The following is a 22,112-nucleotide window of genomic DNA, read 5'->3' on the forward strand; positions in this document are numbered from 1 at the left end:
GTCGCTTCTCTGGCTACAGGCGACAGTTCATCGGCAGTGGGAAGTACGTCCAGGCGAGGGTCACACCGACGTCGGTACGCTCCGTGCGAGCGACGCCTCGATGTCGTCGCCGATCTCCGCGATCAGATCCGGCACGGCCGCCTCGACGGCGTCGGTCATCCCCTCACCGTACTCGAAGGGGTTCGCGACCTCGATGGCGAAAATCGTAATCGACGGCATCGATTGTCCCATCGCCTCGCCGAGAGTCTGTAGCGTGCCGAGCCCGACGTTGTGAGTCGCCAGTCCGCCCGAGTCTTCGCTGGGTTCGACCTCGCTCGGGGAGAACTCGTAGTAGTCACCGGGTGTTCCGCCGTCAGTTTTTATCGCGTCGATCAAAAACACGTGGTCGTAGCCACTGAGCTCCTGGATGAGCATGAGCCGACCAGAGGTGTAGGTCTCGACGTCCAGGCGGTCGCCAAAGCGCTCGGCGAGCGCGTCCGTGACCTCCAGACCGACCACGTCGTCACGCTTGATGTCGTTGCCCAGACCGAGTAGCAGTGCGTCCATAGTGGAATAGGGTGTGATTGTCGGGCCGTCTTCAGCGGCTGATTTCGTCGAGCGTCTCGCCGTTCTGTTCGAGGGTGAGTTCCAGTGGCATCTCGCCGATGGAGTGGGTCGAACACGACAGGCAGGGGTCATAACACCGGATGACGCTCTCCATCTTGTTGAGGATACCCTCGGGAATCTCCGGGCCGTCGATGAACGTCTCGGCGGCGGAGGTGACCCCGCGGTTCATCGCGCCGTTGTTGTGCGTGGTGGCGACGATGAAGTTGGCGTTCTCGACTGTGCCACCGTCGTCGATGGTGTACTCGTGGATGAGCGTTCCGCGCGGGGCCTCGATGACGCCGACGCCCGTGCCCGCCTTCGGCGTGGTCGGGACGTTCGTGATGCCGTCGTAGACGTCGTCGTCTTCGAGCAGTTCCTGGATGCGCTCGACGCAGTACAGCATCTCGATGAGGCGCGCCCAGTGGTAGTACGTCGAGCGTTCGTGGACTGCCCCGTCGGCCGCGTCCATGAACTCGACCCATTCCTCGCGGGCCTGGGGCGTCGAAATGTCGTCGACGGCGTTCAGGCGAGCCAGCGGCCCGACGCGGTACTGGCCGTCCTCAAAGCCCTCCTCCTTGTAGTAGGGGAACTTGAGGTAGCTCCACTCCTTGGATCGCTCGGCGATGATGTCTCGGTAGTCACCGTCGTCGATCTCTTCGAGAGAATCGCCGGCCTCGTCGACCAGCCGGATGTCACCGTCGTAGTGTTCGAGACCACCCTCCTCGGTGACCAACCCCATGTAGCCCGTCGGGTAGGTGGCGTAATCCAACGTGTCGTCGTCCATGTCCGCGAAGATGTCCTTGAGGAGGTCGATAGTCTCCCGGAGATAGGTCGGCAACGGCTCGCTCTCTTCGAGCAAAGCCTCGCCGTCCTCGCGATCGAGCGTGTTCGAGACGCCGCCTGCGACCGCGAAGTCGGGGTGGACTTTCTTCTCGCCCAGCGCGGCGATGACGTTCTGCCCGAAACTCCGCAGGTCGATCCCGCGCTCGGCCAGCTGTGGGTTCTCCTCTAAGACGCCCTCGATGTTCCGATCGGCTGGGTCGGCGTCGTAGCCCAGCACCAGATCGGGACTGGAGAGGTAAAAGAAACTCAGGGCGTGACTCTGGAGCACCTGGCCCATATGGAGTAGTTCCCGGAGTTTGTGGGCGCCGTCGGGCACGTTAGCGTCCATGACGTCGTCGGCAGCCTTTGCCGCCGCCAGCTGGTGGCTGACGGGACAGATGCCACAGATGCGAGCCGTGATCTCGGGCATCTCCCAGATGGGGCGACCCTCGACGAACTCCTCGAAGCCACGGAACTCCGTGACGTGGAACTGTGCGTCCTCGACGCTCCCCTCGTCGTCGAGGTGGATCGTGATCTTGCCGTGCCCCTCGACGCGCGTGACCGGATCGATGACTTCCTTCTTGCTCATGTTGATCCTCCTTAGTCGTACTGCAGTTTGTCGCCTTCGATCTCGGGGGTCTCCCCGCGAGCCAGCGCTTCGAGACTCTCTTTCATCACGTCGGCGTCGGGTGGACACCCGGGAACGTAGACATCGACGTCGATGAACTCGTCCAGCGGTCGGGCCTCCTCGAGCAGTGCCGGGACGCCCTCGTCGTCGCCAAAGGGCACTTCGCTCTCCTCGTCGGCTTCGCCCATGTAGGTCTCCTCTAACATCTCGTCGCGATCCTGGTAGTTGCGAAGCGACATGATTCCGCGCAACGCGGCGCAGTCGCCCCAGGCGACGACAGTGTCGCAGTTCTCTCGCAATTCCTCAGCGACCTCGATGTTCTCCTCGTTGGTGACGACGCCCTCGGCGATGCCGACGTCGGCTTCGGGGACGCCCTTCTCGTCGACGATCATGTGACTGGCGACGATGTCGACCTCCTCGACCAGATCGACCAGTCCGTGATCGACGTTCAGGAACTCCATGTGACAGCCCGAACAGCCGCCCAGACACACCGTCGCGACGGTCGTCCGGTCGTCGGCCGTGTCGGCTTCGGCCTGTGCGCTCATGCTCCCACCTCCTGTAGCTCCGCGATGATCTCACGGTCGGCATCGATCTCCACCCGCGGGTCGAGCACGCGATCGACTGCACGCTGCTTGCCGTCGGCGTCGACGATCGTGCCCTCGCGCTCGAACCAGTCGAGGGCGGGGATCACGACGTCGGCGATGTCCGTCAGCGCCGACTCGCGAGTGGCCTGGGTGATCACGGTGTCGGCCTCGCGGGCGACCTCGATCGCGCGGTCGAGATCGTCACCACGGTCGTCGCCAGCCAGGAGGTACGCGACCTCGGCCGGTTCCTCGACGCCGTCGGCCGCGACGTCGGCGCGGTTGGCACTCCGATCGAGGCTCACGACCTGGCTGTCGGTCATCGCTGCCAGGCCGTAGGCATCGATCAGCGCCTCGGTGTCCTCGATCTCGGGACCGAGGACGACGATGCCGTGTTCGGTATCGAGCGCGCGCGTCGCTGCCTCCGCGACGCCCGCAACCGGCGAGGCGCTGCCGCCGTCGGCGAGTGCGCCGGCCGCTTCCGCGGTGGCCTGTGCGAGCGGCGATCCCACCGTCAGGCTATCGTCACTGAACCGTTCTAACTGATCTTCCTCACCGTCGACAGTGACCAGTTCAGCACCGTCGCTTGCCGCCCGACGAACGTAGGAAGCTGCGACGGGATGACTGTCGACGATCGAGGTGTCGTAGACGACGATGCCCTCGGCGTCGAGGATGTCCTCGATCGACTCGGCCTGCAGATCCTCGTGGCCCTCGGCGGCCAGTTCCTCGTGGATCGACGCCTCGGTTGCCCGGCGCTGTGCGCCGGGGATCTCCAAGTCGGCGTCGATGGCGTCCATCGCATCGGCGAACGACTCCAGGGTCTCGGTGGGGAGCCGGTCGGAGGCGACAGCGTTGACCGCATTGGCCGCGGTCAGTTCCGCACCGGCCCGATCGATCGCCGCGTCGAGATCGACGACGTCGCCGTCGACTCGGGGCTCCATGATGCGTTCGCGATCGTCGGCGAGCAACTCGAAGCGGCCCATTTCACAGAGCTGGCCGCCGTCTTCGCCGTCTTCGCTACCCTCGATCTTGACGATCCGGCCGGAGTTGGTGAAGACCTCGAGTTCACAGCCGACCGAGCACTCGCTGCAGGTCGTCGTCTCGACTTCGCAGTCCCGCTCGCGGCCTTTGTACGCCGACAGCGGGCTGTATAGCGATCCGGTTGGACACGCCTGAACACAACTCCCACAGGAGGTACACGACGATTCGCCCAGCGGGACGCCCGAATCGGCAATGATCGTCGTGTTCTTTCCGCGGTTGCCGAAGTTCAGCGTCTCGTTGCCGACGACCTCTTCGCAGGAACGGATACACCGACCACAGCTGATACAGCGGTCGAGATCCATCGTAATGTACTCGTTTGAGGTGTCCGGCTCGACGTCCTTGTACTCGAGTGGGAACCGATCCTGATCCAGCCCCGCGCGGTTGAACATGTCCTCGAGTTCGCAATCGCCCTCCATCTCGCAATACATGCAGTAGTGGTTTTCCTCGGTGAACTGCAACTCGAGGATCGACCGGCGCTGGTCCCAGAGGGCTTCGGTGTCGAATTCGACGTCCATATCTTCGCCGACGGCCGTCGTACAGGCCGTCTCGCGGCGCTCACCGTCGATATCGACCAGACACATCCGGCAGGCGCCGACGTTCGACAGGTTCGCGTGGGCACACAGCGTCGGGATGTCGATGCCCGCACGGTCGGCTGCCTCCAGAATCGTCTCGCCTTCTGCTGCCTGTACCTCCTGGCCGTCGATCGTCAGCGTGACGTCGCGTTCGACCGTTTCCTCGGGGTTAGATGCCTTGCTCATACTATCAGCCCCTCAACTCGATGGTGTCAACCGGACACGGATCGACACATTGGCCACAACCGATACAGGCCGCAGGATCGATCTCGTGGACCTCGCCAGCCTCCCCGGAGATGGCGCCGACCGGACAGGCGTCCTTACACTGCTGGCACCCGATACACTCGTCCGGGATGATCTTGTACGTGCCCGCGTGTTCGCCGCTGCCGAGTTCGCAGTCTCCCGCTGGGCACTCTTCGTCTTCGACGTGATTGCGATATTCCTCTTCGAAGTAATCCAGCGTACTCATCACCGGATTAGCTGCCGTCTGGCCGAGTCCACAGAGCGACATTTCTTCCATGGAATCGCCCAGCGAGCGTAGCTCCGAGATGACGTCGGGATCGGCCTCCCCGGTGGTCATCGCCTCGAGCATCTCGAGCATCTGTTTGGTGCCGTACCGGCAGGGCGGGCACTTCCCACATGACTCGTCGACGCTGAATTCCAGGAAGAACCGCGACTGATCGACCATGCACGTCGACTCGTCCATGACGATCATCCCCCCGGAGCCCATCATCGAGCCCAGTTCCATCAGCGTCTCGTAGTCGATGGGCGTCTCTGCATGTTTACGGGGAATTACACCGCCGGAGGGACCGCCAGTCTGGACGGCCTTGAACTCGCCGCCAGTGGTGCCACCACCGATCTCGAAGACGACCTCTTCAAGGCGAGTCCCGAGAGGCACCTCGACGAGACCGGTATTCTCGACGTCACCGGTGACCGAGAACACCTTCGTTCCGCCGGACTCCTCGGTGCCGATGTCGGCGAACCACTCGGCACCGTTGCGGATGATCGCCGGGACGTTCGCCCACGTCTCGACGTTGTTGACGTTGGTCGGCTCGGCCCACAGCCCCTCGTCAGCAGGGTACGGTGGGCGCGGTTTAGGCATTCCGCGGCCACCCTCCAGGGAGTTGATCATCGCGGTCTCCTCGCCACAGACGAAGGCGCCGGCGCCTTTCTTGATCTCCAGATCGAAGCTGAAGCCCTCGCCGAAGATATCCTGACCAAGCAATCCGGCTTCTCGGGCCTGTTCGATGGCGTTCTGGAGGCGATCGATCGCCAGGGGGTACTCAGCGCGAACGTAGATATAGCCCTTCTCAGCGCCCACACCATAGCCGGCGATGGTCATCCCCTCCAACACTGCGTAGGGATCGCTCTCCAGCAGCGTCCGGTCCATGTACGCGCCGGGGTCGCCCTCGTCGGCATTGCAGATGAGATACTTCAGATCGGCGTCGTTGCCGGCGAGGAACTCCCACTTCATGCCCGTCGGGAACCCACCACCACCGCGACCGCGGAGCTTCGATTCCTTGATCTCCTCGATGACGTCCTCGGGCGAGTGTTCCGAGAGGGCTTCCCAGAGTGCGAAGTAGCCGTCCCGAGCGACGTACTCTTCGAGGCTATCGGGATCGACGAGCCCACTGTTGCCCAGGACGACGCGCTGTTGGGACTCGTAGAACGGGACATCGTCGATGTGCGGAACATCGTGATCGTGCTCGCAGTCCTCAACGTGGCTCCGAGCAGCGAGCGTGCCGTCTTCGGGTAGCTCGCCATCCTCGATCGCGTCTGCCAGCCGACCCGCCTCGGCCTCGGTAACGTTCTCGTAGATGATCGAGACGCCATCGGGCCGAATGACTTCGACGAGCGGTTCCCGATCACAGAACCCCATGCAGCCGGTCTGGCCGACGGTAGCGTCGTCTCTCGGGCCAAGTTCGGCCGACAACCGGCCGTAGACCTCGTCGGCCCCTGCGGCCTTGCCACAGGACGACATACCGACCAAGACCTTGACTCGATCGGGGTACAGCGACTGTTCGCCCTCGGCTTGCAGGTCGGCCAGATCCTCTTCCGTCCGGACACGACGTGCTTCGGTGAGTACAGTTGCCATATTGAATCCCTCCTAGCGGTACTCCTCGATGACTTCGTCCACGTCGTCGGGCTGGACGTCACCGTAGACTTCGTCACCGACCATCACGGCCACAGCCAGGCTACAGGCACCGATACAGCGGACGTGATCGACGGTGAACGTCCCGTCGTCAGTGACCTCGTCGAGCTCGACGTCGAGTTCGTCACAGAAGGCTTCCGAGACCTCGTCGGCACCTTTCACGTGACAGGCCGTTCCCGTACAGACCTTGATGGTGTGCTCGCCACGGGGCTCCATATGGAACTGCGAGTAAAAAGAGGCCGTCCCGTAGACGTGCGCCATCGACGTCCCGGTGTGTTCGGCTATCAGTTCCATCGTGAATTTCGGTAAGTAACCGTACTCCTCCTGGACGTCCTGCAAGGCCGGGATAACACCCTCCTGGGCGGTAGGGACGTCTACGAGGATCTCCTGGACCGTCTCGATCTCCTCGTCACAGACGTCCGCCACCTCTGCGTCGGCCGGAATGATGCCCGAATCCGATCCGACGTCGGATGCATCCGACCCCAGTGACTGTTTCACTCGCTCTAGGGTTGCCATTCTAGGTGAATATTACCTCGACATCCTGTAAAGGAATGTACCGTATTCTCATCGGTTGAAAACATCTATGTTAGAATGTGAGGGATTGGGGAAGAATCGAGATCTATATCGAATAATGCGGAGTTCATCGGACACGACACGCCCGAAAAGAGAGGGTTCTGATTCCTTCTAATGGTTTGAAGAAGAATTACAATCAATTATCGGCTTCACGAAAGCGGTTCGATCGGCCGACGTCGGCGTCTGGATGGGAGAGCGAAGGCAGCCCAGGAAAACGTTATGGAGATACCCGCGGAACAGGGCGATGTGACACTCCCTCGCCGGACGCTCGCGCTCGTCGGATTGCTGGGGTTGTTGAGCGTCTTGGCTGTGTTCACACTGTGGCGAGTCTTCGGAACCATATTCTTCGCCGTCACGGTCGCGTACGTCCTCTATCCGGTTCGGCAACGACTGGTGCGCCGAGGGATTGGACCGCGGATCGCGGCGGCGGCAAGTACAGCGATCGCGTTCGGCTTCGCTGCCGTCGTGGTCACTCCCATCGCGTACTCGCTGTACGCTCGTCGGTCGGCGTTCTTCGAAATGGTGGCCAGCCTTCCACAGGAGTTCTCCGTGACGTTCCTGGAGACGACGTACTCGATTGATCTCTCGACGGTAGTGACGACAGCCCGAAATCTCGCCGCCGACGTGGCGATCGATGCAGCCAGTGCCGCGCCGGTCCTCGCCCTGAAGTTCTTCCTGTTCGTCCTGCTGGTGTACGCACTCCTGTTGAAGCCGAAGATGCCCGCTCGCGCGCTCAGACGGACAGTTCCGCCGAACTATTACGATGTCGTCGAGGCACTCCACGAACGGCTACGAGACACACTCTATGGGTTGTACGTCCTCCAGGGCGCAACGGGCCTGGGGACGTTCGTCCTCGCGCTGCCGGTGTTTTTCGCGCTGGGATACGACGCCGCGATCACGCTCGCGGTGCTGAGTGGCATTTTGCAGTTCATTCCCATCATCGGCCCGAGCGTGCTGATCGGCGTCCTCGTCGTCATAGAAGTCCTTGCAGAGAACGTCACACAGGCCGTTCTCGTGGCCGTTGTTGGACTGGTCTTTGTCGCCGGGCTGCCCGACATACTCGTCCGGCCGCGACTCTCGGAGATCGCCGCCGATCTGCCCGGGAGCCTCTATTTCATCGGGTTCACTGGCGGGGTCCTCACAATGGGGGCGATCGGTATCATCGCCGGGCCGATCGTAGTGGCGCTACTGTCAGAGAGTGTGGAGCTGTTGGCGAACGAACGGCTCCCCGCCAACGGAGAAAGTCCGTCCGAGTGAAAGTCCGTCCCAAGGAGTCGCGAGTAGCGAGTCCCGGACCGCCGGATTACTCGACTGTCTCGACCGGCTCGCCCGCTGCCTCCCACTCCGTGAGGCTCCCCTCGTAGAAGGCCAGGTCATCGTAGCCGAGGTCCCGGAGAACGACGTAGGTATGACTGATCCGTCGGGCGGTGTTACAGTAGAGGACGATCCGCTTTTCGGGCGTGATCCCCCGCGATTCGAGGATCGCCCCGATCTCGTCGTCGGGTTTGATGCCTCTGGTGTCGTCCTCGACGAGGTCCCGCCAGTCCAACTGGACCGCCCCAGGGATGTGTCCCTCCTCGTACTCCCATCGCTCGCGGGTGTCGACGATAACCGCGTCGCCATCGATTGCCGCCCGGACGCTCTCTAAGTCGACCAGCGGGGACTTGCCCGGACGTTCGATCTCGTAGTCGGAGGCCGTCACGTCCGGGACATTGTCGGTCGTCGGATGTTCGCGCTGCCAGGCGCTGAAATCCCCATCGAGCAGGTGGAGGCAGTCCGGATCGTGTCCATACAACTCGGCAGTCACGAGAAAGCGAGCAGCGAAGACGCCGTGGGTGTCGTCGTAGGCGACGATCTCCTCGTCCGGGGCAATCCCTGCTTCCGAGAGCAACCCAGCGAAGACGTCCGCGCCGGGTAACATCCCTTCGTCGCCCTCGCTGGCCCGGAATGCATCGAACGGAATCGAGACGGCACCGGGGAGGTGCCCGATACCCTCGTACTCCCAGGCATCCCGAACGTCGACAACGTGGACGTTCGGCAGTCTGTCTGCGAGCCACTCCGCAGCGACGATGTCGGTCATTGCCGAAACTTGGCTGGCCCGTGATTTCAACGTGTGGGCGTCACCCCTGGCTGCCAGTGCTCCGAGATAGCGGTAACTTTTTCTGGGTCGTCCGCTCCTCTCGGGCCAGCGCCGCCGGACCGGCAAGATAGCACGCGATGTCGAGGGTCCGACCGCCTGGCTTGGGTCACCCCAACGGCAACACCTGCCCCTAGGGGAAACGAGTGGCCGTACCTGCCGTTACGTCAGCGTCTTTATGGGTCCCGCCTGTAGGGAAGAATGCAACATGACTGAGTACGCAAACGACGTTCTCGTCTCGGCGGATTGGGTCGAGGACAATCTAGACGCATTCGAGAGTGACGATCCCGAGCACCGACTCGTGGAAGTGGACGTGGACACGGAGGCCTACGAGGAGACCCACGCCCCCGGCGCGATCGGGTTCAACTGGGAGACCCAACTGCAGGACCAGACGACGCGGGACATCCTCAGCAAGGACGAGTTCGAGGACCTGCTGGGTTCCCACGGCATCAGCGAGGATTCGACGGTCGTGCTGTACGGTGACAACTCCAACTGGTTCGCGGCCTACACCTACTGGCAGTTCAAGTATTACGGCCACGACGACGTGCGCCTGCTCGACGGCGGCCGCGAGTACTGGGTCGAAAACGACTATCCGACGACGAGCGAGGAGCCGGACTTCTCCGCGGTCGATTACGACGCCAGCGGCCCGCGCGAGTCCATCCGTGCCTATCGCGAAGATGTCGAGAACGCCATCGAGCGCGGCCTGCCGCTCGTGGACGTTCGGAGCCCCGAAGAGTACAGCGGCGAGATCCTCGCGCCGCCGGGCCTTCAGGAGACGGCCCAGCGTGGCGGCCATATCCCGGGTGCGGAGAACATCTCCTGGGCAGCCGTGACCAACGACGACGGGACGTTCAAGGACTTCGACGAACTGCAGGAGCTGTACAGCGACTACGGCATCGACGGCGACAGCACGACCGTCGCCTACTGCCGGATTGGCGAGCGCTCCTCGGTCGCCTGGTTCGCCCTGCACGAACTGCTGGGTTACGACGACGCCATCAACTACGATGGGTCCTGGACCGAGTGGGGCAATCTTGTCGGTGCCCCGATCGAGAAAGGCGAGTAAGCGCCAGGCTCGTTCGGGACGGCCACGCCGTCTCGTGATCCCGAACTCTCCGAGTTTCGAGGACATCGAATCGGAACGGCGACCAGTAGGGAGTCGTGGATAAGGGCGAGGCCGAGCAAGCGGAGCGCACGAGGCCTCGGAAAATGCGAGTGGAGAACGCAGTGACCCGCCGAACAGGGCGAGGCCGAGTAAACGAAGTGAAGGCGGAGGCCTCGAACCGGAGTTCGCCGGAATACCTGGTTTTACAATACAGGGCGCTCGTTCACTCGGTCATGACCGACGAGAACCCCCTCCGTGATCGTCGCGTGCGTGGACTGATCGGCCTCTCGGGCGCCGCCGTCGTGGCGTTCGTCGCGATATTCTTCCTCGAAGGAACGATCCGCTGGGTCGTCCTGGGTGTTGCACTCCTCGACGCGATCGTGACGCCGTACATACTCGGGAAAGGACTCGAGAACGAGGAAGACGACCCGGACGAAGAGTACGGCTTTTCGACGTGACCGACGTGCACAAACCGTACCTGGGCTAATCGTTGGCCGCGGCGTCGAGACGCTCGACGACGAAGGCCGTCGCGGCCGGGACGGCGCGGGCGTACAGTTCGACCCAGGCGAGTTCGCCCTGGAGACGGAGCGGATCGGCGTAATCCTCCTCGATCTGATAGGAGAAGCCGTCATAGGCCGACAGTGCCGGCCGTCCGATCCTCGCCGCGAGCGATCCGTACTCGGCCGTCCGGATCCCGTCGAGGGCGTCCCGGGCCCGTCGGGCCCCGCGTTCGAGCGAGGCAAGCGTCACGTCGTCCTGATAGTCGCCGTCCCGGATTCCCTCGATCGCCGTCCGAAGCGTCTCAATGGCGGCGAGGGCCTCCCCGGCGTCGACCACGCTTGTGGCGTAGGCACCGTCGTCCCGTTGTTGGGCGAAGGTGTCGTCGGCCCACCGGGCCTCCTGACTAGCGGTCTCGAACAGGGTGTACGCCGCCGTCCCGTCGAGGTCTCGATCGAAAGCCTCCCGACCGGCATCGAGGAACGCATCCACGGGTTCGCGGGTTTCGGCGACGGCGAACCGGAGCCGGTCGGACGCGGCGATCAGGCGGTTCCACTGTGAACGCACGCCCGACCGGGCGTCGAGATACGTCTCCCGGAGGCGACGCATGTCGGAGCAGAGCGCGCCGGCCCGCTCGACGCCTTCGAACGCATCGCCGGCCCGAAACGGCGTCGCGACCGGGTCGTCAGGATAGAGGGGATCGGGCCTGACCCGGCGGCGAGCCGACGAGAGCATGTTCTCGATCGGCGCGTGAACGAGGACCCCCTCCCGGACCGAGTCGGCCCGATAGTCGTGGTCGGCGCTAAAGGAGCCGAGATCCTCCCGGACGAGCCGTCGGCGTTCTCCGAGCGCCGAGTCGTCGTCATCGCCGGTCGCCGCCCGGTAGGTGGCGGCGACGTTCGCAGCCGAACCGCGACGGCCACGCCAACTCGAGAGCGTATCGAGGGGCCAGGGGTCGGTCGGACCGTCCGCGAGGTCGCTCGCGACTCGCTCGCGATCGGACCGGAGTTCCTCGGCGATCGCCCCGTTCGGGATCTGCGGGTCCGTCGGCACGGTGTCGAGGAGCTCTTGTGCGCGCTCGCGGTGCGTCTCGGCCAGCGCGTCGGGGACGGCGACTGGGAACGGCGAGGACGGCCACTCGAGGGCCGGGAAGGCGTCGAGCGGGACCTCGAAGTCGGGGTGGGTCCTTCCCTCGTCACCGACGAACGGGAGTCCCGAACAGCCGGCCAGGGAGACGAGCCCGGCCGTCCCGAGACCGGCGAGTACCTGGCGACGGCGCTTCACGCGTCCTCACCCCCACCAGCGGGCGTCACGTCAGCGTCGAAAGATCCCTGGCGGGAGGACGGTCCCGGACGGCACTGAGAGGACATGCCGCTGCCGCTTCCGGAGGAACTGTCGGCCGCGACCGGGAGACGGATGGCGAACCCCACCGTGTGAACAGTGTCGGTACTGCAGGCGACGTCGGCCGGACGGGTCCCCTGGCAGAACTGCGTATGTGGATGGATGTCCGTGGATCCGTCCCACTCGACAGTCACCGATCGGAGCCGGATCTCGTGGCACGCATCGACCGTCTGTGAAGACAGGTACAGCGAGGCCGTCTCGAAGTCGGTCGCACTCGCGAACGTCCGGAGCCGCTCGGCCTCGGGCACGTCAGCGAACGTGATCCCATCGAGGGCGTCCGAGGAGACGATCACCGAGCGACCGCGTCGGCGATACCGGATCGGAACGTCGGTGTCCGTGGCTGTCGGCGGGTCACCTTCGGTGAACAACACGGCACCGTCTTCGTTTCTGACGGACGTGACCTCGTAGTCGTCGATCGGGTCGCGATCCGAGCGGTCGTCGATCGTCGCGCGCTCGTCCCCGGAACCGCCACAGCCGGCGAGGGCGGCGGCTCCCGACGCGACCGCGAGGAGGGCACGGCGGCGGGTCAGATCGGGCATCGATCCCGATTCGATCACCACGCCCAAACGTTTTCTGGACGACTCCGTCGTGGATCACATCGAGCACACGCCGGACGATCACCTCGACGGCTTCGCCGACACCGCAGAAATCGGCTCGCCAGCCGCTCAGAATACGCTGATCCCGTGGGCGTCCTGTGCGTGTTCGATGAGGGCCTTCGTCGTCTCGAAGGGCCCACCACAGCTGCAGGTGTGATATCCCGGACTGGGTTGCTAGCGTGGCGCCGTGTTCGAACGATGGGATCAATCCCTGATGAACGCCGAGGACGAATCCGACGGGTTCTCGGCTTGATCCATCGGATCGATCACTGTCGACGAGGGGCGACCGATGCCTACAGGTTCCCGTAAGCCTCTTCGACGAACTCGCCGGTGTCGGCGATGATCTCGGCCATCGTCTCGTCGTCGGGCGCCATCCCCACGAGCCGGGCGATCCGCATGATCGAGACGTGATAGACTTCCTGTCGACCCGGTTCGACCTGACGGATGACGACGTTGCAGGGGAACAGGCCGCCGAGCCGGCCGTCCGTGGCGTCGAGCGCTCGGTCGGCGACGGCGGGGTTGCACGCACCGAGGACGTGATAGGGCTCGCGATCGGCATTTATTTTCTCATTGAGCAGTTCCGAGGGTGAGAACTCGGTCGCGATACCGAACCCGGCGTCGACGAACGTCTCGCGGACGTGTTCGACGGCCGCTTCGTGGTCCATCTCGAGGGTTGCACGCTTCTCGCCGAGGTCTTCGGCGTCGAGTGCGGTCGGATCGATCGGGAGCGTCATGTGTTCGTCCACGGGCGAACGCGAGAAAAGAGTACGTGTAGCCGGGAGCGCTACCGGATCGGCGAAAGACTGACCTGCTACCCGTCAGATCCCATCGTATGGCGTTCGCTTTCGATCTCACGGTCGCAGTCGACTCGGCGGTCGAACACTGGCCACTCACGCTCGTAGTCGCTGCGGCCCTCTGGGTCGCGCTCCGCGAATTCGGTCCCGGCCGCAGATTACAGCGGCGGCTGCGCTGATGGTGCAAAAAGTATTGTTTCACAGACCAAAGAACAGACAATAGTCCTCACGGGCGAGCGCCAACCTCCGCGAAAGCCGCCGAGTTGACGAAAGTGCCGATACGAAACGGTGCCGAGCCGACGTGACGTTCGTGTCTGTGACCAACGCGAACGAGTGCCCCCAGCGATCGGATACGTCCCCACAGTCCCAGGACCGATAGTCACTCAGTGGGGACCGGCCCGGTGTCCACGACCGCCCGGACCGCCTCCTCGAAAGCCTGGCGACGGTCGAAATACGTCTCCTCGACCGAATCGAGGACGTCGGAAAGTGGCGTCGGACCGTCCGGCGTCCGGATCTCCGTGTCACCCTCGCGACGTCGGACGGTACTCTTCTCGATGCCGTAGGTGAGTCGCGAGGATACCTGCGCCAGCGGGACGCCTTCGACCGACTCCCCCTCGCCGAGTTCGACGGCCGGCTCGTCCGCCTCGTCCGCGTCTTCGTCTGCCATACCCGTCGTTTGACCGCCTCGGCGATTAGTGTTTTCGGACCCGGAGACGGTCCTGGCAGGACCGGTCCCGCGGACGGGCTGGTCGCAAAACGGGCTTGCGAGGGCGCAAGACGACCGTCTGACGCACAGTTTTGTGTGTGCCCGCGGTAGTAACCCGCATGACGAGCCTGACGGACGTCTATCGGCGCCGGGTGGGGGCCGTGGCGAGCCGGCGGCGGGTGTTCGTGGGGGCGACCCTGTTCGCGCTCGGTGCCGGTCTGACCGCGGCGGGGGTCGTTCTGGCGACGACCCACGTCGGCTCCCGGTTCGGCCTGGAGACCTACGGCGCCAGGGAGTGGGCGGGCATCCTCGCCGGGCTCGGGCTGCCCGCGGTTTTCGTGAGCGTCTTCGCCGTGCTCCCGACCAGTCGGGTGACCCGTGCGGCCGCCGCCATCGGCGCCAGCCTGTGCGTCTTTGCCGTCGCCCTGTTCACGTACGCCTATCCGACACAGTGGCCGGGTGCGCCGGCTGCCGACCCGTTGCTCGCATTGCTCACGCTGGGCGCGTACTTTGGTGGCGCGGTCACGACTGGCTGGTGTCTGTTCGTCGCCGTCGCCACGTTCAAGACCCGGAAGGCGCCGGGTGGGACCGCAGAGATGCGGATCACCGAGGAAGGGCGGATCAAACTTGTCCAGGACGCCGATGGTCTGGGCGGGACGGGAAGCGGCGGCCTCGGAAGTACCGGCGGTGTCGGCCTGTTCGGGTCCGATCCCGACGGGGGAGTGCCGACCCAGACTGGCAGTGAGGGGACGAACGGCGACGACACCTCGACCGCACGGACGGTCAGCGACGGGGGATCGACAGCGGTCGATTCGACCGATGAGGGGGCCGAGATACTCGAAGCGGCACGGACACGAACCAGTCCAGACCGATATTGCGGCAACTGTGAACACTTCCACTACGTCCGCGTCGACGAGGACGCTATCGAGCCCTACTGTGACTTTCATGGGCAGTACATGGACGATATGGACGCCTGTTCGGACTGGTCGGCCACTGGCGACAGTGGGACGCAGTGAGGCCTCTGGCGCTCGCGTCCCCGATGGTCCAAACCCGGACGCTTAAGTTCACCCCTTGGCATACGCCCGACATGGAATTCTGTGACGAGTGCGGTTCGATGATGAAGACCGAGGGCGATCTGTGGGTCTGTGGGAGTTGCGGCGCCGAGAAACCGCGCGAAGAGGCCACCGAGGGGGGGATGGTCACCACCCAGGGCCAGGAGGAAGGCGAGATCGTCGACTTGAGCGAGAGCGAGGAAGACGCCCGCCCCTCCACGGAGGCCCACTGTCCGGAGTGTGGCAACGACCGCGCATTCTGGGAGATGAAACAGATCCGCGCCGCCGACGAGTCCGAAACCCGATTTTTCACCTGCACCGAGTGCGACCACAAGTGGCGCGAGGACGATCACTGACCCGTGACTGGCGAAAGCAGGGCCGACGAGGAGTACCCGACCGTCCCTCTCGACCGCCTGAAAGCCGATGGCTGGTCACTCCGCGACTGTCGGGAAGAGGTCCGTGCCGAGGTGGCCGGGTTCACCGTCCGCGCGTTCGAACGCCGCTACGAAGACGACAGTCTGCGGGCCGATGTCCGGGACGCAGGCGGACCGGATCACCTCTGGCGACTCTTCTACGCGACGCGGCTCTCGTTCACGCCACCGCTGCCGCCCGGGTTCGGGCCGGCGATGGCACTCCCGAAAGTCCGTAGTGCCGCCCGCGAAGAGTTCGCCGAGCAGCTCCGTGATGAGGGCCTCGTCGACATCGAAGAAAGCGGAGACGAGCGTCTCGAAGTCGCGTCCGGAACGCGGGCGAAGCTCACACGCTACGACGCGACGCTCCCGGTGGAAACGGGCGACGGAGAGGGCGTGGTTCCCATGGAGGGGTGGATCGCGAGCTGGCACGACGAGGCGATGTTGCTCGCCGGCGGCCTGTATCCGACGGTGGCGCTGGCCGATGCGCTGGACGTTCCGGATCTCGGGTACGATCCAGAAGCGAGTCGTGAGGAGCTACAGTCGCTAATCCGAGGCGTCGAATACTGAGTAGGTGTTGTTCCGGACCGCCAGTACTAATATCCCGTCTGTCAGTACTGTCGACACATGAAACCGTCAGTTTGGTCGCCGAGCACGCGTGGTGTGATCTCGATACTTAGCATCCTCCTGATGCTTTTCGGGGCCGTCTTCGGCTCGTTCGTGCTGGGTATGGGCGAAGCGTCACAACAGCACGCCGAGCCAGTACCACAGGTAGCGGTCGGGTTCGAGACGGACGGATCGGGGACGGTGACGGTCACTCACGAGGGCGGAGACACGGTTCACCGATCCGCGATCGAGATCCGAAGTCCCGGCACCACCGGCGAGTGGAACACCCTGGAATCTGATGGCAAGATCTCTGCTGGGGATTCGATCACCGTCTCGGGGCTCGAGAGCGGCGATACGATCCAAGTCGTCTGGGAGTCGTCGGACAGTGACACGTCGGCAGTCCTCGCAACCTACGACGTCCCCTGAGCCGTACTCGTCGCGTCCGTCCGTTCGTAAGTCACGAACGCCAGTTCCTCGGTCTCCCGTCGGTCGGTGACAGTCCAGGCATCCGGATCCCACTCGGGGAAGTGCGTGTCGCCTTCGGGCGTCTCTGGAACCTCGGTGAGGATCATCCGATCGGCCACCGGGAGGAACTGCTCGTACACTGTCGCTCCGCCGGCGACATAGACCACGTCCGACCCGGTTTCTGTCGCGGTCTCGATCGCCGCGTCGATGCCGTCCGCGACCCGGACAGTCGTTTGGTCACCAGTGCCGTCTTCCGCAGGGGTAAAGCCCGACTGCGAGAGGACGACGGTCGTTCGGCCGGGGAGGGGTCCGCCCAGACGCTCGGCGATGGACTCGTAGGTGCGCCGCCCCATGATCACAGGGTGGCCCATCGTCGTCTCCTTGAAATGGGCCAGATCCTCGGGGTAGTACCACGGAATCTCACCGTCGCTACCGATGATGCCGTTCTCGGCGACGGCGGCCAGGAGGACGACCTGGACGCGACTCTCGTCGCCGGCGGTCCGTGCCCGTCCCGGCGCGAGGTCGCCAGGCGGATTCTCCGTCATCGTCACTCCGCGACCGAAAAGTCAAGTCCCGGTGCGGACTCGTAGTTCCGGAGCTGAATATCCGCGAATTCGAGGTCGTCGAGCGGTTTCTCGGCCACGTCGATCGTCGGCCGGTCGCAGGGATCGCGAGTCAGTTGCTCCAGGAGGTTTGGTACGTGGTCGGCGTTCTCCACGCCGGGTTCGGGCGGGGCTTCCGCCTCGATCCAGTTCCTCACGTCGGCGTACTCGCTGCGATTCTCGACCGCGGCGACCCGCTCGCGCAGTTGCGCCCGGTTGTCGCGATACCACTCGCCGCGCTCGCCCTCGCCACAGTAGACGTGGGCGTCGACGACCGTGTGGGAGAAGCGACCGACCTCGAAGCCCGTCCGGTCGGCGACGATGTGGGCCAAAAGCGAGTAAGCGGCGATGTTGAAGGGAATACCCAGCGCTACGTCGCCCGATCGCTGGGTGAGGTGGACGTTCAACTGATCGCCCTGGACGTTGAACACGAAGGTGTAGTGACACGGCGGGAGGGTACTCACGGCCGCGTTCGCGGGGTGCCAGGCGTTGACGACGAGCCGTCGGGACTGCGGGTTCTCCTGCAGTTGGTCCATGACGTACTGCAACTGGTCGAAGGTCCCCTCGTCGTTGACCCACCGATGATCCTCTTCGGGCCAGGATTCGCCGGGCAGTCGGTCGTCGTCCTCCGGGATGGGGTAGCGCCGCCAGAATCGTCCGTAGGCAGTGTCGAGATGTCCCTCCTCGTCTGCCCAGTCGTCCCAGATTCCCGTCTCTTCCCGGAGGGTTCGGATGTGTTCCTCGCCGGAGAGGTACCACAGCATTTCGTGGATCATCGAATTCCAGCGGAAGCCATCCATCTGCTTGGTTGTGAGCAATGGATAGCCCGCCTGGAGATCGACCTCGTAGCTATAGCCGAATGCGGCGAGCGTATCGACGCCGGTTCGGTTTGGCTTGTACGTGCCGTCCCTGAGGACGCCTTCGACGAGATCGAGATACTGCTGCATCGTTGCCGGAGCCACGCGCCGGGAAGGTTAATAGCTGGCTACTCCGGGCCAGCGGTTCCGCCTCGGACAGAACGACAGGCGACAAATACGGTCCGATCGTCGTCGGGCCCATACCCCGCGACGGTTTCGACGGCGAGACCTGCCTTGCGGGGACTGTCTGCGATCGTTGCGTCCTCGAACGAGGTCATGCGGCGCGAATCGACGAAGAATCGCCTTCAGGCGTGACCGTTATCGACCGAAGGACCCAAAAATCGATCCCGGTTCGAATAGCAGAAGGTACCGAGAGCCGCTTGCATCGCCACGAAAGAGAGAGGAGAACACAGACCGGCAACGCCGTGAACGGGGTGGAGCGTTCACCGACGTGATTGAAAGGGGCGATGACCCGACGCCGATCGAGCGGATAGTGGGAGAGGAAATCGCGTGTGATCAGATTACCCAGTACGAATCGAAATTCGTATTTTATTTTCACTAGAACGGAACTGCGTGCCCCCCCGAAATTTCTTCACACCGTTTCGTCGTGACGTACTGCTCCTCGTGGTCACCGTTCTGTTGCTTTCAGGTCCGCTCTGGGTGTACGGTCTGCAGTTGAACGAACCGGTCCACCGCTACGAGCGAGTCGAAGTACACGTAGACGACTCCACGATTGAATACAGCGAGCAACCGGAAATGTGGAAGGATATTCCGATCAGCGACGAGATGGCCTGTTCGAAGCATTTTATTGGGCGAGTTTGCGCGTTCGAACAGTTTTTGATCGAGAATCGGACCGTCCCAACTGATATGGATACGTCGAGTTCCGGAACTGTCTCTCTGCGAGGGACACCATATGAATACGTGCTTTCGGACGAGGCGGTCTATCGAGCGACGGCCCGGGCGAACGAGTCGGCCCAGCGGGACGACGGGGACTATCCAATCGAGTTGGCACTTGAAGAGGTCCAGCCGGAAGAAGCACTGCAGGACGTTTCGATGCCGATAACGTCGAAGACCCAATCAGTCGTCGCCGAGGCGGCCCGGACCGGTAACGCCACCACGCACGAACGGGTCGACGTGCCCGAGACGCCGATCCGACTCGATAATGGGGACTATTATCGGGTGTATTACGCAGGCACGATCTCTGATTCAGTTGACTACCACTTGATCAGACTTGCCGGGAACGGCTTGCTGGTGTTTCTGTTCCCACTACTCGGTCTAAAATTACTGTTTCGAGGGCCGAGACGGTTCGAGATCAACCATATCGGCGACTGAGGGTTTCGAATCGCCAACCGAAATCGTAAGTCTACGCCAGCCGTGCGAACGTCAGATACCCCGTGTGACCCACGCCAGCGGTCGAGGGGCGCGAGCCACGGTCGTCGAAGTCCATCTCCCGCTGGATCGTCTCCAGCGTCTCGATTTGGGAAAGACCGACTTCTCGGGCTGTCTCGACGACATCTTTGGAACTTTCGACGAACGGCGAGTAGACGGCGACGAACCCTCCGTCGGCCAGCAGGTCGGGTGCATGCTCGACCAGATCAGGTGCGTCGGCAGTATCGAGTGTCAGCACGTCGAAGGGATCCTCGTCCCGGAGGTCCTCAACATGCGCGGTCGCGTCGCCGGTCCGTACGTCGACAGTGTCGGTGACGCCGGCAAGTGCCATGTTTTCCCGAGCCACGTCGGCGAAGCCGTCGTCCTGTTCGTAGGTGACGACTGCCGCGCCCATGCGGCCCATGTATCCGGCGAGCACGCCCGTCCCGGTACCGACATCGAGAACACGGTCGCCGCCAGCGATTCCGGTGTGACCGACGATCAGGCCGATGTCCCGAGGCATCATCGGCGCGCCGGTCCGTTCGAAGTGCTCGAAGAGATCCGGGCCACGCAGCGCGCGCACCTCGAAGGCGGTCCCAAGATGGGTCTCCAGCGTGTCCCCCGGCGCGGCGTCCTTGGGAATTTCCAGAACACCCAGATCCGTCTCTAAGGTCTCACCGCGTTCGCGGAGGTACTCCCGTCCCTCACCGACGAGGAGGACGCTCACTCGAGGTTGGCGACCGCTGCCGCGAGGTCGCCGTCGGCGTCTTGGAGTGCCTCGCGGGCCGTCTCCTCGTCGACACCCGCCCGCTGGACGACCACGTCGACGTCCGCCTGGGCAATCCCGTCGTCGGTGTCGCTCGATACGTCGTCGCTCGCTGATCCAGCGCCTGCACTACGCTCGCGGGTTTCAGGCTGACCGACGATCTGGTAGGTCTGTTGCCCCTGGGCGTCCATGCGCTGGACCTCCGCGTCAGTAAAGACGAGTTCCTCGTCGGGGGTCTTGATAATGACCTCCTCGGCGTCGATATCCTCTAAGTCGATCCCCATCTGTTCCATCATCTGCTTCATTTTGCGGGGATCGAGACCCCCGCCGCCTCCTCCAAACATATCTCTCCCTGAGCAACGCGTAATCAAAAGCCTGGCGACGTGTCCCGGCTGGACCTGCCCGCTGGACTATTCCTCTGCGCCCTCGCGCACAGCGACGGCCATCCCCGTCTCGAAGTCGTCCATCGCCGTCGCCGGGAGTTCCGCCCGCCCGACGCCAACCAGCGTGTCGTCCTTCCGGACGATCAGTACCTCGTCGCCCTCCCGGATTGACGGGTCAGCCTCTCGGACGAACTTTGCGAATGCGTTGCGTCCCTCGCGGACGAACGGATCGCTCTCCTCGCCGACGACCACCCGAGAGGCCGGGGCGACGAGTTCATCCCGGAGGCGCCGACCGCCGGCGAGGCCAAGCGTGAACCGTCCGTCTCCACCCAACGTGACCAGTCGCCCCGCCGGGCCGTGGATCTGTCGGGGACGACCCGACTTCGAGCGCGTGATCGACAGGGCTGTACGGTCGGCGAACAGCGCCGGCCCGGCACCGGCACCGAACTGGTAGGATGCGATCCGTTCGAGGCGAGGCCACTCGTCCATCGCTTCCCGTTTGCCGGCCGAGAGGCATAACCGCTGCCATTCAGCAGGCCAACACCGGTCCACGAGGACGGCCGACGACGGCAATCGGGAGGGGGTACTGGACGATTTATGACTGCGCCGACGGTAGCGAGACGTATGTCAACAGATTCGACGAAGCAACTCGCGGGGTTTGCGTTGCTGCTCGTCTCGAGCGTCGTCATCCTCGCTGGGGGCATGACTGACCTCCTCCCTCTCGTCACGGGGAGTGTCGCCGCCCTGGGACTGGCCGCCGGCGCACTCCTCGTGGGAACGTCCGGCGAAGGCCGACCCGTATAGTCACAGCAGGAAGCGATCTGTATCCTCGCTCAGATCAGTGAACGACTCGGCGCGATCGATCAGTTCTTCGGATGTCGATTCGCCGAAGGCGTAGACCTCTACTTTGACACCCTCGTGTCTGACGTGTGAGACCAGCCGGGAGAAGTCGCCATCGCCCGTACAGAGGGCGATCGTATCGACGTGGGGAGCCAGCGAAACGGCGTCGAGGCTCATCCCGACGTCCCAGTCAGCTTTCTTGGACCCGTCGGCGAAGGTCTTGATGTCCTTGAGTTTGGTCTCGAAGCCGATATCGACCAGTGCCTCGAAAAAGCGCTCCTCGTCGTCAGCATCGGCCCGTACGACGTAGGCGATCGCTCGCGTCAACTGCCGGCCGTCGACCGCGGACGTGAGTAACGCCTCGTAGTCGATATTGCGCTGATAGATGCTCTGTGCGGTGTGATAGAGATTCTGGGAATCAGCCAGCACGGCAATTCGCTGGTCCGGATGGACGTCCGTCATTTGCTCTGGATCGGGCCGGCGCGAGGAAAGCGTTTGTGGCTAGCTGGCCGGCGGACTTCCCGACCAGCACCGTGGGTGTCATTGCGTGTCGTGAGTATCCGTTACATTAATAG

The 22,112-nt window shown here is 63.7% G+C and carries 28 protein-coding genes; 11 read left to right on the forward strand and 17 right to left on the reverse strand.

Going from position 1 to position 22,112, the window contains the following annotated elements; all coding sequences use genetic code 11:
* Positions 1-60: 60 nt before the first annotated feature.
* Genes BN2694_RS09380 through BN2694_RS09405 form a run of 6 tightly spaced genes read right to left on the reverse strand, consistent with a single transcriptional unit; the run spans position 61 to position 6,897 of the window.
* Positions 61-546, reverse strand: a complete 486-nt coding sequence (locus BN2694_RS09380; protein ID WP_135664342.1) for a hydrogenase maturation protease — start codon at positions 544-546, stop codon at positions 61-63.
* A 31-nt stretch (positions 547-577) separates the two neighbouring features.
* Positions 578-1,996 (reverse strand): Ni/Fe hydrogenase subunit alpha, encoded by a 1,419-nt coding sequence (locus BN2694_RS09385; RefSeq protein WP_135664345.1) that lies wholly within the window; start codon positions 1,994-1,996, stop codon positions 578-580.
* A gap of 11 nt (positions 1,997-2,007) precedes the next feature.
* Positions 2,008-2,580, reverse strand: a complete 573-nt coding sequence (locus BN2694_RS09390) for an NADH-quinone oxidoreductase subunit B family protein (RefSeq protein ID WP_135664348.1) — start codon at positions 2,578-2,580, stop codon at positions 2,008-2,010.
* Positions 2,577-4,415, reverse strand: a complete 1,839-nt coding sequence (locus tag BN2694_RS09395) for a 2Fe-2S iron-sulfur cluster-binding protein (protein ID WP_135664351.1) — start codon at positions 4,413-4,415, stop codon at positions 2,577-2,579. Before BN2694_RS09395 ends, BN2694_RS09390 begins: the two co-directional genes overlap by 4 nt.
* A gap of 4 nt (positions 4,416-4,419) precedes the next feature.
* Positions 4,420-6,324 carry an NADH-quinone oxidoreductase subunit NuoF gene (locus BN2694_RS09400; RefSeq protein WP_135664354.1) on the reverse strand — a complete coding sequence of 635 codons (1,905 nt, stop codon included), beginning with the start codon at positions 6,322-6,324 and terminating at the stop codon, positions 4,420-4,422.
* A 12-nt stretch (positions 6,325-6,336) separates the two neighbouring features.
* A complete protein-coding gene (locus BN2694_RS09405; protein ID WP_135664357.1) occupies positions 6,337-6,897 on the reverse strand; it encodes an NADH-quinone oxidoreductase subunit NuoE family protein in 561 nt (186 codons plus the stop codon).
* A 303-nt stretch (positions 6,898-7,200) separates the two neighbouring features.
* Between BN2694_RS09405 and BN2694_RS09410 the strand changes: the two genes are divergently transcribed.
* Complete coding sequence (locus BN2694_RS09410; RefSeq protein WP_135664360.1) at positions 7,201-8,211, forward strand: AI-2E family transporter; 1,011 nt, start codon at positions 7,201-7,203, stop codon at positions 8,209-8,211.
* Positions 8,212-8,257: 46 nt separating this feature from the next.
* Here BN2694_RS09410 and BN2694_RS09415 read toward each other — a convergent pair whose 3' ends face one another.
* The gene (locus BN2694_RS09415) at positions 8,258-9,034 is read right to left on the reverse strand and encodes a sulfurtransferase (protein WP_135664363.1); all 777 of its coding nucleotides are present in this window, start codon (positions 9,032-9,034) and stop codon (positions 8,258-8,260) included.
* A 265-nt stretch (positions 9,035-9,299) separates the two neighbouring features.
* Between BN2694_RS09415 and BN2694_RS09420 the strand changes: the two genes are divergently transcribed.
* Together BN2694_RS09420 and BN2694_RS09425 are read left to right on the forward strand one after the other, a co-directional pair.
* Positions 9,300-10,154: a sulfurtransferase gene (locus BN2694_RS09420; RefSeq protein WP_135664366.1), complete on the forward strand. Its 855-nt coding sequence runs from the start codon at positions 9,300-9,302 to the stop codon at positions 10,152-10,154.
* Between the two features lie 272 nt (positions 10,155-10,426).
* Positions 10,427-10,651 (forward strand): hypothetical protein, encoded by a 225-nt coding sequence (locus BN2694_RS09425; protein ID WP_135664369.1) that lies wholly within the window; start codon positions 10,427-10,429, stop codon positions 10,649-10,651.
* A 25-nt stretch (positions 10,652-10,676) separates the two neighbouring features.
* On the opposite strand, the gene BN2694_RS09430 is transcribed toward BN2694_RS09425, so the two are convergent.
* Entirely contained in the window at positions 10,677-11,975 is a 1,299-nt protein-coding gene (locus BN2694_RS09430; protein ID WP_135664372.1) for a hypothetical protein, read from the reverse strand.
* Positions 11,972-12,631: a hypothetical protein gene (locus BN2694_RS09435; RefSeq protein WP_135664376.1), complete on the reverse strand. Its 660-nt coding sequence runs from the start codon at positions 12,629-12,631 to the stop codon at positions 11,972-11,974. The genes BN2694_RS09430 and BN2694_RS09435 overlap by 4 nt, the downstream gene beginning before the upstream one ends.
* A gap of 49 nt (positions 12,632-12,680) precedes the next feature.
* Between BN2694_RS09435 and BN2694_RS17080 the strand changes: the two genes are divergently transcribed.
* Complete coding sequence (locus BN2694_RS17080) at positions 12,681-12,845, forward strand: hypothetical protein (protein ID WP_167879997.1); 165 nt, start codon at positions 12,681-12,683, stop codon at positions 12,843-12,845.
* A 136-nt stretch (positions 12,846-12,981) separates the two neighbouring features.
* Here the strand turns inward: BN2694_RS17080 and BN2694_RS09440 are convergent, their stop codons facing one another.
* Positions 12,982-13,422, reverse strand: coding sequence for a DUF302 domain-containing protein (locus BN2694_RS09440; protein WP_135664379.1), 441 nt, complete (start codon positions 13,420-13,422; stop codon positions 12,982-12,984).
* A gap of 98 nt (positions 13,423-13,520) precedes the next feature.
* Here BN2694_RS09440 and BN2694_RS17085 point away from each other — a divergent pair, with 98 nt between their 5' ends.
* Positions 13,521-13,661 carry a hypothetical protein gene (locus tag BN2694_RS17085; RefSeq protein ID WP_167879998.1) on the forward strand — a complete coding sequence of 47 codons (141 nt, stop codon included), beginning with the start codon at positions 13,521-13,523 and terminating at the stop codon, positions 13,659-13,661.
* A 200-nt stretch (positions 13,662-13,861) separates the two neighbouring features.
* Here BN2694_RS17085 and BN2694_RS09445 read toward each other — a convergent pair whose 3' ends face one another.
* Entirely contained in the window at positions 13,862-14,149 is a 288-nt protein-coding gene (locus BN2694_RS09445; RefSeq protein ID WP_135664382.1) for a DUF5789 family protein, read from the reverse strand.
* Between the two features lie 158 nt (positions 14,150-14,307).
* On the opposite strand from BN2694_RS09445, the gene BN2694_RS09450 reads away from it, so the two are divergent.
* The 4 genes from BN2694_RS09450 to BN2694_RS09465 all read left to right on the forward strand — a co-directional run bounded on the left by BN2694_RS09450 (position 14,308) and on the right by BN2694_RS09465 (position 16,682).
* Positions 14,308-15,204, forward strand: coding sequence for a DUF7139 domain-containing protein (locus BN2694_RS09450; protein WP_135664385.1), 897 nt, complete (start codon positions 14,308-14,310; stop codon positions 15,202-15,204).
* 71 nt (positions 15,205-15,275) lie between these two features.
* Positions 15,276-15,596, forward strand: coding sequence for a transcription factor S (locus tag BN2694_RS09455; protein ID WP_135664388.1), 321 nt, complete (start codon positions 15,276-15,278; stop codon positions 15,594-15,596).
* A 3-nt stretch (positions 15,597-15,599) separates the two neighbouring features.
* A complete protein-coding gene (locus BN2694_RS09460) occupies positions 15,600-16,220 on the forward strand; it encodes a hypothetical protein (protein WP_135664391.1) in 621 nt (206 codons plus the stop codon).
* Between the two features lie 57 nt (positions 16,221-16,277).
* Positions 16,278-16,682, forward strand: coding sequence for a type IV pilin N-terminal domain-containing protein (locus BN2694_RS09465; protein ID WP_135664394.1), 405 nt, complete (start codon positions 16,278-16,280; stop codon positions 16,680-16,682).
* Here the strand turns inward: BN2694_RS09465 and BN2694_RS09470 are convergent.
* Together BN2694_RS09470 and thyA are read right to left on the reverse strand one after the other, a co-directional pair.
* Positions 16,667-17,266, reverse strand: a complete 600-nt coding sequence (locus BN2694_RS09470; RefSeq protein ID WP_135664397.1) for a dihydrofolate reductase — start codon at positions 17,264-17,266, stop codon at positions 16,667-16,669. The genes BN2694_RS09465 and BN2694_RS09470 overlap by 16 nt on opposite strands.
* Before the next feature lie 2 nt (positions 17,267-17,268).
* Positions 17,269-18,270, reverse strand: coding sequence for a thymidylate synthase (gene thyA, locus BN2694_RS09475; protein WP_135664400.1), 1,002 nt, complete (start codon positions 18,268-18,270; stop codon positions 17,269-17,271).
* A 777-nt stretch (positions 18,271-19,047) separates the two neighbouring features.
* Between thyA and BN2694_RS09480 the strand changes: the two genes are divergently transcribed.
* A complete protein-coding gene (locus tag BN2694_RS09480; RefSeq protein ID WP_135664403.1) occupies positions 19,048-19,512 on the forward strand; it encodes a hypothetical protein in 465 nt (154 codons plus the stop codon).
* Positions 19,513-19,543: 31 nt separating this feature from the next.
* Here the strand turns inward: BN2694_RS09480 and BN2694_RS09485 are convergent, their stop codons facing one another.
* The 3 genes from BN2694_RS09485 to BN2694_RS09495 all read right to left on the reverse strand — a co-directional run bounded on the left by BN2694_RS09485 (position 19,544) and on the right by BN2694_RS09495 (position 21,186).
* Positions 19,544-20,275 (reverse strand): 50S ribosomal protein L11 methyltransferase, encoded by a 732-nt coding sequence (locus tag BN2694_RS09485; protein ID WP_135664406.1) that lies wholly within the window; start codon positions 20,273-20,275, stop codon positions 19,544-19,546.
* Positions 20,272-20,658 carry a nascent polypeptide-associated complex protein gene (locus BN2694_RS09490; protein WP_135664409.1) on the reverse strand — a complete coding sequence of 129 codons (387 nt, stop codon included), beginning with the start codon at positions 20,656-20,658 and terminating at the stop codon, positions 20,272-20,274. Before BN2694_RS09490 ends, BN2694_RS09485 begins: the two co-directional genes overlap by 4 nt.
* Positions 20,659-20,724: 66 nt before the next feature.
* Positions 20,725-21,186 (reverse strand): PUA domain-containing protein, encoded by a 462-nt coding sequence (locus tag BN2694_RS09495; RefSeq protein ID WP_135664412.1) that lies wholly within the window; start codon positions 21,184-21,186, stop codon positions 20,725-20,727.
* Positions 21,187-21,321: 135 nt separating this feature from the next.
* On the opposite strand from BN2694_RS09495, the gene BN2694_RS09500 reads away from it, so the two are divergent.
* Entirely contained in the window at positions 21,322-21,501 is a 180-nt protein-coding gene (locus BN2694_RS09500; RefSeq protein ID WP_135664415.1) for a hypothetical protein, read from the forward strand.
* On the opposite strand, the gene BN2694_RS09505 is transcribed toward BN2694_RS09500, so the two are convergent.
* Complete coding sequence (locus tag BN2694_RS09505; RefSeq protein WP_135664418.1) at positions 21,502-21,999, reverse strand: LabA-like NYN domain-containing protein; 498 nt, start codon at positions 21,997-21,999, stop codon at positions 21,502-21,504.
* Between the last annotated feature and the right edge of the window lie 113 nt (positions 22,000-22,112).

The organism is Halorhabdus rudnickae (assembly GCF_900880625.1).
In the GTDB taxonomy this organism is placed as follows: domain Archaea; phylum Halobacteriota; class Halobacteria; order Halobacteriales; family Haloarculaceae; genus Halorhabdus; species Halorhabdus rudnickae.

What these genes read in the sequence shown, in the direction of transcription:
- BN2694_RS09465 (WP_135664394.1), top strand. Translation starts at nt 16,278, where the DNA reads ATGAAACCGTCAGTTTGGTCGCCGAGCACGCGTGGTGTGATCTCGATA.
- BN2694_RS09400 (WP_135664354.1), bottom strand. Translation starts at nt 6,324, where the DNA reads ATGGCAACTGTACTCACCGAAGCACGTCGTGTCCGGACGGAAGAGGAT.
- BN2694_RS09380 (WP_135664342.1), bottom strand. Translation starts at nt 546, where the DNA reads ATGGACGCACTGCTACTCGGTCTGGGCAACGACATCAAGCGTGACGAC.
- BN2694_RS09440 (WP_135664379.1), bottom strand. Translation starts at nt 13,422, where the DNA reads ATGACGCTCCCGATCGATCCGACCGCACTCGACGCCGAAGACCTCGGC.
- BN2694_RS09490 (WP_135664409.1), bottom strand. Translation starts at nt 20,658, where the DNA reads ATGTTTGGAGGAGGCGGCGGGGGTCTCGATCCCCGCAAAATGAAGCAG.
- BN2694_RS09455 (WP_135664388.1), top strand. Translation starts at nt 15,276, where the DNA reads ATGGAATTCTGTGACGAGTGCGGTTCGATGATGAAGACCGAGGGCGAT.
- BN2694_RS09500 (WP_135664415.1), top strand. Translation starts at nt 21,322, where the DNA reads ATGTCAACAGATTCGACGAAGCAACTCGCGGGGTTTGCGTTGCTGCTC.
- BN2694_RS09415 (WP_135664363.1), bottom strand. Translation starts at nt 9,034, where the DNA reads ATGACCGACATCGTCGCTGCGGAGTGGCTCGCAGACAGACTGCCGAAC.
- BN2694_RS09450 (WP_135664385.1), top strand. Translation starts at nt 14,308, where the DNA reads ATGACGAGCCTGACGGACGTCTATCGGCGCCGGGTGGGGGCCGTGGCG.
- BN2694_RS09420 (WP_135664366.1), top strand. Translation starts at nt 9,300, where the DNA reads ATGACTGAGTACGCAAACGACGTTCTCGTCTCGGCGGATTGGGTCGAG.
- BN2694_RS09445 (WP_135664382.1), bottom strand. Translation starts at nt 14,149, where the DNA reads ATGGCAGACGAAGACGCGGACGAGGCGGACGAGCCGGCCGTCGAACTC.
- BN2694_RS09470 (WP_135664397.1), bottom strand. Translation starts at nt 17,266, where the DNA reads ATGACGGAGAATCCGCCTGGCGACCTCGCGCCGGGACGGGCACGGACC.
- BN2694_RS17085 (WP_167879998.1), top strand. Translation starts at nt 13,521, where the DNA reads ATGGCGTTCGCTTTCGATCTCACGGTCGCAGTCGACTCGGCGGTCGAA.
- BN2694_RS09390 (WP_135664348.1), bottom strand. Translation starts at nt 2,580, where the DNA reads ATGAGCGCACAGGCCGAAGCCGACACGGCCGACGACCGGACGACCGTC.
- BN2694_RS09425 (WP_135664369.1), top strand. Translation starts at nt 10,427, where the DNA reads ATGACCGACGAGAACCCCCTCCGTGATCGTCGCGTGCGTGGACTGATC.
- BN2694_RS09395 (WP_135664351.1), bottom strand. Translation starts at nt 4,415, where the DNA reads ATGAGCAAGGCATCTAACCCCGAGGAAACGGTCGAACGCGACGTCACG.
- BN2694_RS09435 (WP_135664376.1), bottom strand. Translation starts at nt 12,631, where the DNA reads ATGCCCGATCTGACCCGCCGCCGTGCCCTCCTCGCGGTCGCGTCGGGA.
- BN2694_RS09405 (WP_135664357.1), bottom strand. Translation starts at nt 6,897, where the DNA reads ATGGCAACCCTAGAGCGAGTGAAACAGTCACTGGGGTCGGATGCATCC.
- BN2694_RS09495 (WP_135664412.1), bottom strand. Translation starts at nt 21,186, where the DNA reads ATGGACGAGTGGCCTCGCCTCGAACGGATCGCATCCTACCAGTTCGGT.
- BN2694_RS09385 (WP_135664345.1), bottom strand. Translation starts at nt 1,996, where the DNA reads ATGAGCAAGAAGGAAGTCATCGATCCGGTCACGCGCGTCGAGGGGCAC.
- BN2694_RS09505 (WP_135664418.1), bottom strand. Translation starts at nt 21,999, where the DNA reads ATGACGGACGTCCATCCGGACCAGCGAATTGCCGTGCTGGCTGATTCC.
- thyA (WP_135664400.1), bottom strand. Translation starts at nt 18,270, where the DNA reads ATGCAGCAGTATCTCGATCTCGTCGAAGGCGTCCTCAGGGACGGCACG.
- BN2694_RS09480 (WP_135664403.1), top strand. Translation starts at nt 19,048, where the DNA reads ATGGATACGTCGAGTTCCGGAACTGTCTCTCTGCGAGGGACACCATAT.